Source organism: Candidatus Collinsella stercoripullorum, assembly GCF_027669965.1.
Classification (GTDB): domain Bacteria; phylum Actinomycetota; class Coriobacteriia; order Coriobacteriales; family Coriobacteriaceae; genus Collinsella; species Collinsella stercoripullorum.
On sequence record NZ_JAQECM010000022.1, the window covers coordinates 21,541 to 30,874 of the forward strand.

General features: G+C 70.8%; 12 protein-coding genes. All 12 read left to right on the plus strand.

What is annotated here, in order from left to right; all coding sequences use genetic code 11:
* Nucleotides 1-35: 35 nt before the first annotated feature.
* On the plus strand, nt 36-620 hold the full coding sequence (gene pyrR, locus PHA29_RS06045) for a bifunctional pyr operon transcriptional regulator/uracil phosphoribosyltransferase PyrR (protein WP_270848656.1): 585 nt from the start codon (nt 36-38) through the stop codon (nt 618-620).
* A 3-nt stretch (nt 621-623) separates the two neighbouring features.
* Complete coding sequence (locus PHA29_RS06050) at nt 624-1,568, plus strand: aspartate carbamoyltransferase catalytic subunit (RefSeq protein ID WP_270574598.1); 945 nt, start codon at nt 624-626, stop codon at nt 1,566-1,568.
* Nucleotides 1,552-2,841 carry a dihydroorotase gene (locus tag PHA29_RS06055; protein ID WP_270848658.1) on the plus strand — a complete coding sequence of 430 codons (1,290 nt, stop codon included), beginning with the start codon at nt 1,552-1,554 and terminating at the stop codon, nt 2,839-2,841. Before PHA29_RS06050 ends, PHA29_RS06055 begins: the two co-directional genes overlap by 17 nt.
* 114 nt (nt 2,842-2,955) lie before the next feature.
* Complete coding sequence (locus PHA29_RS06060) at nt 2,956-3,750, plus strand: dihydroorotate dehydrogenase electron transfer subunit (RefSeq protein WP_270848659.1); 795 nt, start codon at nt 2,956-2,958, stop codon at nt 3,748-3,750.
* Between the two features lie 11 nt (nt 3,751-3,761).
* On the plus strand, nt 3,762-4,670 hold the full coding sequence (locus tag PHA29_RS06065) for a dihydroorotate dehydrogenase (RefSeq protein ID WP_270404273.1): 909 nt from the start codon (nt 3,762-3,764) through the stop codon (nt 4,668-4,670).
* Complete coding sequence (pyrF, locus tag PHA29_RS06070; RefSeq protein ID WP_270848660.1) at nt 4,664-5,386, plus strand: orotidine-5'-phosphate decarboxylase; 723 nt, start codon at nt 4,664-4,666, stop codon at nt 5,384-5,386. Before PHA29_RS06065 ends, pyrF begins: the two co-directional genes overlap by 7 nt.
* Before the next feature lie 202 nt (nt 5,387-5,588).
* Nucleotides 5,589-5,897, plus strand: coding sequence for an integration host factor, actinobacterial type (mihF, locus tag PHA29_RS06075; protein ID WP_235421314.1), 309 nt, complete (start codon nt 5,589-5,591; stop codon nt 5,895-5,897).
* Nucleotides 5,898-5,927: 30 nt separating this feature from the next.
* A complete protein-coding gene (gmk, locus tag PHA29_RS06080; protein WP_270848666.1) occupies nt 5,928-6,467 on the plus strand; it encodes a guanylate kinase in 540 nt (179 codons plus the stop codon).
* Nucleotides 6,468-6,472: 5 nt separating this feature from the next.
* Complete coding sequence (locus tag PHA29_RS06085; protein WP_270404259.1) at nt 6,473-6,754, plus strand: DNA-directed RNA polymerase subunit omega; 282 nt, start codon at nt 6,473-6,475, stop codon at nt 6,752-6,754.
* A gap of 7 nt (nt 6,755-6,761) precedes the next feature.
* Nucleotides 6,762-7,991 (plus strand): tRNA uracil 4-sulfurtransferase ThiI, encoded by a 1,230-nt coding sequence (gene thiI, locus PHA29_RS06090; RefSeq protein WP_270848662.1) that lies wholly within the window; start codon nt 6,762-6,764, stop codon nt 7,989-7,991.
* Nucleotides 7,992-8,315: 324 nt separating this feature from the next.
* On the plus strand, nt 8,316-9,044 hold the full coding sequence (locus PHA29_RS06095) for a helix-hairpin-helix domain-containing protein (RefSeq protein ID WP_270848664.1): 729 nt from the start codon (nt 8,316-8,318) through the stop codon (nt 9,042-9,044).
* Nucleotides 9,035-9,334: hypothetical protein (locus PHA29_RS06100; RefSeq protein ID WP_270848665.1), on the plus strand; the 300-nt coding region annotated here is incomplete at its 3' end. The genes PHA29_RS06095 and PHA29_RS06100, both read left to right, overlap by 10 nt.

The window sequence follows — 9,334 nt, forward strand, 5'->3', positions numbered from 1 at the left end:
CCGAACGGGCGGCACGAAGCGAGGGAAGGAGATTGATGGGCACGTCTTCACCCAAGGCCGTCATCATGGACGAGGCATCCGTCTCGCGTGCGATGACGCGCATCGCGCACGAGATCCTCGAGCGCAACGAGGGATGCGAGAACCTGGCCATCGTGGGCATCGTCACCCGCGGCGACCTGCTCGCCAAGGAGCTCGTCGACAGGATCCGCGAGATCGAGGGGGTGGACGTCCCGCTCGGAAGCCTCGACATCAGCTTCTACCGCGACGATTTCCAGACCCATTTCTCGCCCGAGGTCCACGCCACGGACATCCCGTTCGACGTCGACGGCAAGCGCATCGTGCTGGTCGATGACATCCTCTACACGGGCCGCACCATCCGCTGCGCCCTCGACGCCGTGATGGACCTCGGCCGCCCGTCGCGCATCGAGCTGGCTGTCCTGGTCGACCGCGGCCACCGCGAGCTGCCCATCTGCCCCGACTTCGTGGGCAAGAACGTTCCGTCCTCCCACGAGGAGAACGTTCGCCTGTACCTGAAGGAGGTCGACGGGCGCACGTCCGTCGAGATCACGGAAGTCGCCGCGGGCGCCCACGTGGGCTCCGCGCCGCTGGGAGGTGAGTAGCCCATGGCGTTCAACCACAAGCATCTGATCGACATCACGGAGTACTCCGACACCGATCTCATGACGATCCTCGAGACCGCCAAGGCGTTCTCGCAGGTCAACGAGCGTGCCATCAAGAAGGTGCCGACGCTCAAGGGCAAGACCATCGTCAACATGTTCAACGAGCCCTCCACGCGCACCCGCAGCTCCTTCGAGCTCGCCGAGAAGCGCCTGTCGGCCGACACCCTGAACTTCGGCGGCTCCTCCACGAGCACCGTGAAGGGCGAGAGCCTCATCGACACGGTCATGACGCTCAACTCCTATAAGATCGACATGATCGTCGTGCGCGACAAGCACGCCGGCGCCCCCTACATGGTCACCCAGGCTTCCCCCGTCTCGGTCATCGACGCGGGCGACGGCAAGCACGGCCATCCCACCCAGGCGCTGCTCGACCTCTACTCCATCTGGGAGCGCAAGGGGAGCTTCGAGGGCCTGAAGGTCGGCATCGTGGGCGATATCGCCCACTCCCGCGTCTGCGGCTCGCTCATCCCCGCCCTGAAGATCATGGGCGCCGAGGTGACCGTCATCGCCCCCGGCACGCTCATCCCGGCCGCGCCCGAGGTGCTCGGCGCCGACCGCGTGAGCTACTGCCTCGACGACGTCCTGCCCGAGCTCGACGTCGTCTACATGCTGCGCATCCAGCGCGAGCGCCTCGAGGGCGCGCCGTTCCCGAGCCTGCGCGAGTACCACCAGCTGTTCGGTCTCACGCGCAAGCGCGAGCGCCTCATGAAGCCCGATGCGATCGTGTGCCACCCCGGCCCGATCAACCGCGGCGTCGAGTTCGACTCCTACATGGCCGACCACCCGGAGCGCTCCGTCATCCTCGACCAGGTCTACGCCGGTATCTGCGTGCGCATGGCCGCCCTGTATCTGCTGCTTGGAGGTGCCGATAATGGCCTTGCTTCTTAAGAACGCCCACGTCGTCGACCCGTCCGTCGAGCTCGACGGCATCGTCGACGTCCTGATCGACGGCGAGCGCATCGCGCGCGTCGGCGAGAACCTCGATGCCGCCGACGCCGAGGTCGTCGACCTGTCCGGCAAGTACCTCGTCCCCGGCCTCGTGGACATGCACGTCCACCTGCGCGAGCCGGGCTTCGAGCACAAGGGCACCATCGAGTCCGAGACCCGCGCCGCCGCCCGCGGCGGCTTCACGGGCGTGTGCTCCATGCCCAACACCGACCCGGTCACCGACAACGGCGTGACCATCGAGTACGTGAAGTCCGTCGCCGCGCGCGAGGGCCACTGCCGCGTCTACCCCTCCGGCGCCATGACCCGTGGCCTCAAGGGCGAGATCATCTCCGAGATGGGCGATATGGTCGCCCACGGCGCCGTCGCCTTCACCGATGACGGCCGCGGCGTCCAGGGCGCCGGCATGCTGCGCCGCGCCATGGACTACGGCAAGATGTTCGACCGCGTCTTCATGAGCCACTGCCAGGACGAGGACCTCGTCGGCGACGGCCAGGTCAACGAGGGCGTCGCCTCCACGCGCCTCGGTCTGCTCGGCTGGCCGGCGGCCGGCGAGGAGATCCAGATCGCCCGCGACATCGCCATCGCGGAGCTGACCGGCGCCAAGCTGCACATCCAGCACATCTCCACCGCCCGCGGCGTCGAGCTCGTGCGCGAGGCCAAGGCCAAGGGCCTGCCCGTCACCTGCGAGGCCACCCCGCACCACATGTTCCTCACCGAGGACGCCATCGACGGCACCTACGACACGAGCCTGAAGGTGAACCCGCCGCTGCGCACCGCCGCCGATGCGCAGGCCGTCGTGGCCGGCGTCGTGGACGGCACGGTCGACGCCATCGTGACCGACCACGCCCCGCACGCCGACTGGGAGAAGTCCCGCGAGTTCGAGCTCGCGCCGTTCGGCATGATCGGCCTCGAGACCTCGCTCGCCCTCGTCATCACCAACCTGGTGAAGACCGGCACCATCGACTACGGCCGCATGGTCGAGCTCATGGCCATCGCCCCGCGCCGCATCCTGGGCCTCGACCAGGTGAGCGTCGCCGAGGGCTCCGTCGCCGACCTCACGGTGTTCGACCCCGAGGCCTCCTGGACCGTCGACGCCGACGCCCTCGAGTCCGCGGCCCGCAACACCGGGTTCAAGGGCGCCGAGCTCACCGGCCGCGCGACCGACGTGTTCGTGGGCGGCGTCGCCACCCTGCGCGACGGTGTCGTCTGCTAACATAGGTCCCAACAGCTTCGTCGCGGGCCGCCTGTCCTTTCCGCAGCGTGAGGGCATGCGGCCCGCATCCGTTTCGCGTGCGCGCCGGAAGCGCACCGAGGAGAGGAGACGCGCATGCCCCAGCCTTCGTCCGCGCGGCTGCACGAGTTCACGGTGGTGAGCAACGACCGGATCGCCGAGGGCGTCTGGTCGCTCGTCATCGAGGCCCCGCGCCTTGCCGCAGCCATCCGTCCCGGCCAGTTCATGAACTTCGAGGTCCCCGGCAACGCGGCGAGCCTGCTGCGCATCCCGCTGTCCTATGCCGCGGCCGACCCCGACGCCGGCACGGTGGAGATCTGGTACGCCGTGGTGGGCGACGGCACCGAGCGCCTGTCGCACATGGCCCCGGCCTCCTCGTCCACGGTGCTCGGCCCGGGCGGCCACGGCTGGTCGGCGCCCGAGGGCTGCGCCCGCGCGCTGCTCGTGGGCGGCGGCATCGGCATCCCGCCCCTCGTCCCGCTCGCGGCCGCCCTGCGCGAGCGCGGCGTCGCCTTCGACGCCTGCCTGGGCGCGCGCACGGCCGACGCGCTCGTGGGCGCCGGCGAGCTCGCCGACCTGGGTGCCGGCACGGTCGCGGTGGCCACCGACGACGGCACGGCCGGCGTGCACGGGTTCGTGACCGACCCCGTCGCCGAGCTGCTGTCCGCCGGCTCCTACGACTACGTGGCGACCTGCGGCCCCGGCGTCATGATGAGCCGCGTCGCCGAGCTCGCCCACGGCGCCGGCGCGTACTGCGAGGCGTCCCTCGAGCGCATGATGAGCTGCGGCTTCGGTGCCTGCAGCACGTGCAACGTCGAGACGACCGAGGGCATGAAGGGCGCCTGCATGTGCGGGCCGGTGTTCGATGCGAGCAAGGTGGTGGTCTGGTGAGCCAGGTGAGCATGGCCGTCGACTTCGGCGGCATCAAGATGAAGAACCCCGTCAACACCGCGGCGGGGACCTTCGGGCAGGGATGGCAGTTCGAGCCGTTCATCGACGTCTCCGAGCTCGGCGCCATCACCACGAAGGGCTGCGCGGCGGAGCCCTGGCCGGGCAACCCCGCCCCGCGCATGTGCGAGGTCCCGGGCGGCATGATGAACTCCGTCGGCCTGCAGAACCCCGGCGTGCGCGGCTTCGCCGAGGAGTCCGGCCCCTACCTTGCCGACCTGACCGCGAAGGGCACCCAGGTCATCTGCCAGGTCGCCGGCCACTCCACCGAGGAGTACGTCCGCGCCCTCGAGCTGTTCTGCGAGCTGTGCCCCTGGGCCGCCGGCTTCGAGATCAACGTGAGCTGCCCCAACATCGCCGCCGGCGGCGCCGCCTGCGGCTCGACGCCGGAGGGCGCCGCCGAGGTCATGCGCGCCTGCCGCAAGGTCACGGACAAGCCGCTGCTCGTCAAGATGGCCCCCGTGCGCGTGGCCGAGATCGCCCGCGCCCTTGAGGCGGAGGGCGCCGACGGCCTGTCGGTCATCAACTCCATCTCCGGTATGGCCATCGACGTGCACACGCGCAAGAGCCGCCTGTCCAAGCCCACGGGCGGCATGTCCGGCCCGCTGTGCCACCACATCGCCGTCCGCATGGTCTGGGAGGTCGCCAACGCGGTCAAGATCCCGGTGAACGGCGTGGGCGGCGTCATGACCGGCGAGGATGCGGCGGAGTTCATCCTCGCGGGCGCCACCAGCGTGTCGGTGGGCATGGCCAACTTCGTCGACCCCACGGCGTCCGTGCGCATCCTGCGCGAGCTCGAGCAGTGGGCCGAGTCCCAGGGCGTGTCCGACATCAACGAGCTGATTGGAGCCTTCGAATGCTAGACGCCGACGCCCGGGAGCGCGTGATCGTCGCGCTGGACTGCGGTCGGGACGAGGCGCTCGACCTCGCCTCCGCCCTGGCCGGCCATGCGCGCTGGCTCAAGGTGGGCATGACCCTCTACTACGCCGAGGGTCCCTCCATCGTGCGCGAGTTCAAGGAGCGCGGGTTCAACGTCTTCCTCGACCTCAAGTTCCACGACATCCCGCATCAGGTGCGCGGCGCGGCCCGCTCGGCGGCGCTCGCCGGCGCGGACCTGCTGTCGGTGCACGGCTCCGGAGCCGGGGCGATGCTCGCCGCCTGCCGGGAGGGGGCCGATGAGGCCGCCGAGGTCCGCGGCGAGCGGCCGCGCCTCGTGGCCATCACCGTGCTCACGAGCATGGACGCCGCCTCGCTCGCCCAGATCGGCATCGGGTGCCCGGTGGCCGAGCAGGTGGACCGCCTGGCGCGCCTCGCCGCGGACAACGGCATCGACGGCGTGGTGTGCTCCCCGCAGGAGGCCGAGCGCATGCGCGGCCTGCTGGGGCCTGACGCCCTCGTCGTGACCCCGGGCGTCCGCCCGGCCGGCGCCGAGCTCGGCGACCAGAGCCGCGTGGCCACCCCCGCTCAAGCCATCGCCGCAGGTGCGAGCCATATCGTGGTCGGGCGGCCCATCACGGGCGCCCCCGATCCGGTCGCCGCCTACGAGGCGATCGTCGCCGAGCTGGTGGAGCGGGCCTGACGCGTTCCGCCTTCCGCCCGTCTCCGGGCCCCGCCATCGCGGACGTTCTATGGAGCGAACGGCGAAATGCGCACGCTTCCTGCGCTTTTGCTTGAACTTTGCCGGCACATCGACTAAGGTAATCAGGCACGTGGGACAAGGAACCTTGTTTTACGAGCTAGATGACTTGTTTATCAGACCCCTATGTACTTTGGAGGTACTCATGGCGCTTCCTCAGCTCACCGATGAGCAGCGCAAGGCCGCTCTGGAGAAGGCTGCTGCCGCCCGTCACGCCCGCGCCGAGCTTCGCGAGAAGATCAAGAAGGGCGAGGTCTCCCTGGAGTCCGTCCTCAACTCCGACGATCCGATCGCTTCCCGCATGAAGGTCTCGACCCTCATCGAGTCCCTGCCGGGCTATGGCAAGGCCAAGGCCGCCAAGATCATGGATGAGCTGGGCATCTCCGCCACGCGTCGCGTCCAGGGCCTCGGCGTTCGCCAGCGCGAGCAGCTCCTCGAGCAGCTCTCCCGTTAAGTGGGCGGCGTAACGCCTACGCTCTTTGTGATTTCCGGACCGTCGGGTGCGGGCAAGGGTACGCTCGTCGCGCTGCTGCGCGAGAGGCACCCGGGCCTGGGCCTGACGGTTTCGGCTACCACGAGGGAGCCGCGCGAGGGAGAGGTCGACGGGAAGAGCTACTACTTCCTGTCCGATGACGAGTTCAAGCGCCGCGTCGACGCGGGCGAGTTCGTCGAGTGGGCCGAGGTCCACGGGCATGCGTACGGGACGCTCGCGAGCGAGGTCTCCTCGAAGCTCGCCTCGGGGTCGTCGCTCGTGCTCGAGATCGACGTCCAGGGCGCCTTCCAGGTGAAGGAGCGCTTCCCCGATGCCGTGCTCGTGTTCATCATGCCCCCGTCGCTCGAGGTGCTCTCCGAGCGCCTGCGCGGCCGCGGCACCGAGACGGCCGAGTCGATCGAGCTGCGCCTCGCCAACGCCGAGCGCGAGATGGCGCTCGCGGACCGCTACGACGTCGTCGTCGTGAACGACGATCTCGACCGGGCCTGCGACGAGCTGCTCGCCGTCATTGAGAAGCACGAAAGGAACTGAGGTCCATGTCCGTAATCAAGCCCCGTATCGACGATCTTCTGGAGAAGACCGATAACAACCGCTTCCTGCTCGCCTCCCTGGCCTCCAAGCGCGCCTGCGACATCAACAGCATGCTGCGCGGCCAGCACAGCCGCGTGCTGGCGGTCCAGGACGTGGACGACATCACGATCGCCCTGTCCGGTGCGGACACCATCACCATGGCCATGGATGAGATCCTCGACGGGGACATCTCCTACGACCACGACCGCTACGAGGCGGCCCTGGGCCACAGGCCCGCCGAGGCGTAAGGTCCCCATGGGTAGCCGCGTCTGCCTGGTCCACTACCACGAGATCGGGCTCAAGGGCAAGAACCGCGCGCGGTTCGAGCACATCCTCATGGACAACCTGAAGGCGGCCTTGGCCGCCTTTTCCGTGGCGACGGTGACGCGTATCTCCGGTCACATCCTCGTCACCTTCTCGGTGGCGGGGGAGGCCGAGCGCGCCTTCCCGCTCATCGCCCGGGTGCCGGGCGTCGCGCGCGTGTCGCTTGCCTTCCACACCAACCGCGACCCGCGCGAGTACGGCCAGGCGGCGATCGACGCGCTCGCCGAGGCCGGCGACTTCGAGAGCTTCAAGGTCGCCGCGCGCCGCTCCAACACCGACTACGAGCTCACCTCGCTCGACCTCAACCGCCAGGTCGGCGAGGTCCTGTGCGAGGCGTACCCGGACAAGAAGGTGCTCATGCACGACCCGGACGCGGCGGTGCACGTCCTGGTGGTCCAGGGGAGCGTCTACGTGTACGCGCGCAGCGTGCCCGGCGTGGGCGGCCTGCCCCAGGGAAGCGCCGGCAAGGTGATGACCCTGCTGTCGAGCGGCATCGACTCCCCGGTCGCCACCTGGATGCTCGCGCGCCGCGGCGCCGTGCCCGTCCCGGTGCACTTCTCCGGGCGCCCTCAGACCGCCGATACGAGCGAGCAGCTGGTGGAGGACATCGTCCGCGCGCTCGCCCCCGCCGTGCAGGTGGGGCGCGTGTACGTGGTCCCGTTCGGCGACTGCCAGCGCGAGATCTCGCTCGCCTGCCCCGGCGCCCTGCGCGTGATCATGTACCGCCGCATCATGTACGCGGTCACCGAGCGCCTGGCCGCCCTCGAGGGGGCGAAGGCCATCGTCACCGGCGAGTCGCTCGGCCAGGTCGCGTCGCAGACCCTCGAGAACATCATGGCGGTGAACGAGGTCGTCGACCTCCCCGTCTTCCGTCCGCTCATCGGCTCGGACAAGCAGGAGATCATCGCCCGCGCGAAGCAGATCGGGACCTACGAGATATCGACCCAGGTCGCCCCCGACTGCTGCACGCTGTTCATGCCGCGCCGTCCCGAGACGCATGCCAAGCTCGACGCGGTCCATGAGGCATGGGAGCTCTTCGACCACGAGGCGATGATCGAGCAGCTCGTCGCCGCGGCCGAGTACGTCGACTTCGACGCCCCGTGCTACCGGGCGCCCCGTGCGCTCGCCGAGCGCCACACGGTGCTCGCCCCGCGCGCCTGACGTCCGCCCCGCCGCTGTGCGAACCGGGCGTCCGCCCCGCCCGCGACGGGCCGCCGCATCCCGGTGCACCGGCCCGGGCGATCCCCGCTCACGGCCGGGTTCCGGCCGGGCTCGCGTTCCAAGCGGCGGGAACACGCATCCACCCCGCGCCCCGTTCGACGCATCGCAACCCCCATCACCTGCCCGGTAAGACGGCGCCGGGAGATCTGTCGGACCGCGGGCGAGAATCTCGGTTCGTCGTCCCGCCCGCGTCCCTCCCGTGTGACGATGTCGCCAGGCGGCGTGCGCGGTGCCGGGTGAGAGCCCGTGCGGGGAGGGGGAGCTATGGCGCAGCTTGAGACGGACGCGCGGGTGAGCGTGCGGCGGATCGCGCGGGTCCTTTCGCGCAATCCGGCGGCGGGAGGGGCCGCGGCGGTCGTCACCCTGCTCCTCGCGGCCGCCGTGGCCTTCGGGGCCTGGTGGGCGGGCGGGACCGCGGGCATCACCGTGGAGCGCGGGCAGGCCGCCGCCCCGGATGCCGGGAGCGCGTCCGCCGATGCGCCGGACGGGGCGGGGGAGCCCCGGGCGGGGGAGGGGGATGTCGGGCAGGCGGATGATGGCGAGGGGGTGCTCGTCGTCGACGTCGCCGGGGCGGTCGCCTCCCCGTCGGTGGTGGAGCTCCCTGCCGGCGCGCGGGTGCGCGACGCCATCGAGGCGGCGGGCGGCCTCGCCCCTGACGCCGACCCCTCGGCGCTGAACCGTGCGGCCCCGCTGTCGGACGGGCAGCAGGTCTACGTCCCCCGCCAGGGCGAGGCGGCGCCCGGCTCGGGCGGGACCGCCCAGGCGGGATCATCCGGGTCCGGTTCCGGCGCCCAGGCGGCCGGCCCGGTGAACATCAACACGGCGGGGGCGGATGAGCTCGATGCGCTGCCCGGCATCGGGCCGGCGACGGCGCAGGCCATCATCGAGGACCGCGAGGCGAACGGCCCCTTCGCGACCGTCGAGGACCTGATGCGCGTCTCGGGGATCGGGGAGAAGAAGTTCGCGAAGCTCGAGGGGTCGATATGCGTCTGAGGCGCCCCCGTCCCGCAGCGGACGAGATCCCCCCGCGCCCCTACATCCCGCCCTCCGCCTTCGGCGCCGCGGCCGCCCTCGGGACAGCCGGGCTGCTCGCCGAGTCCGCCTGGCGCGGCCGCGCGGCGGGGACGGCCCCCTGGCTCGACGGGGCGCACGTCGTCGGCGTCCTCGTCCTGTGCGCGGCGGCCCTTGCCGCCTCGCGCGCCCTGGCCGCCCGGCATCCGCATGCGGCGGCGCGCCTGCGTTGGATGGGGGCGCTCGGCCTGCTCGCGGCGCTCGGCTGCGCG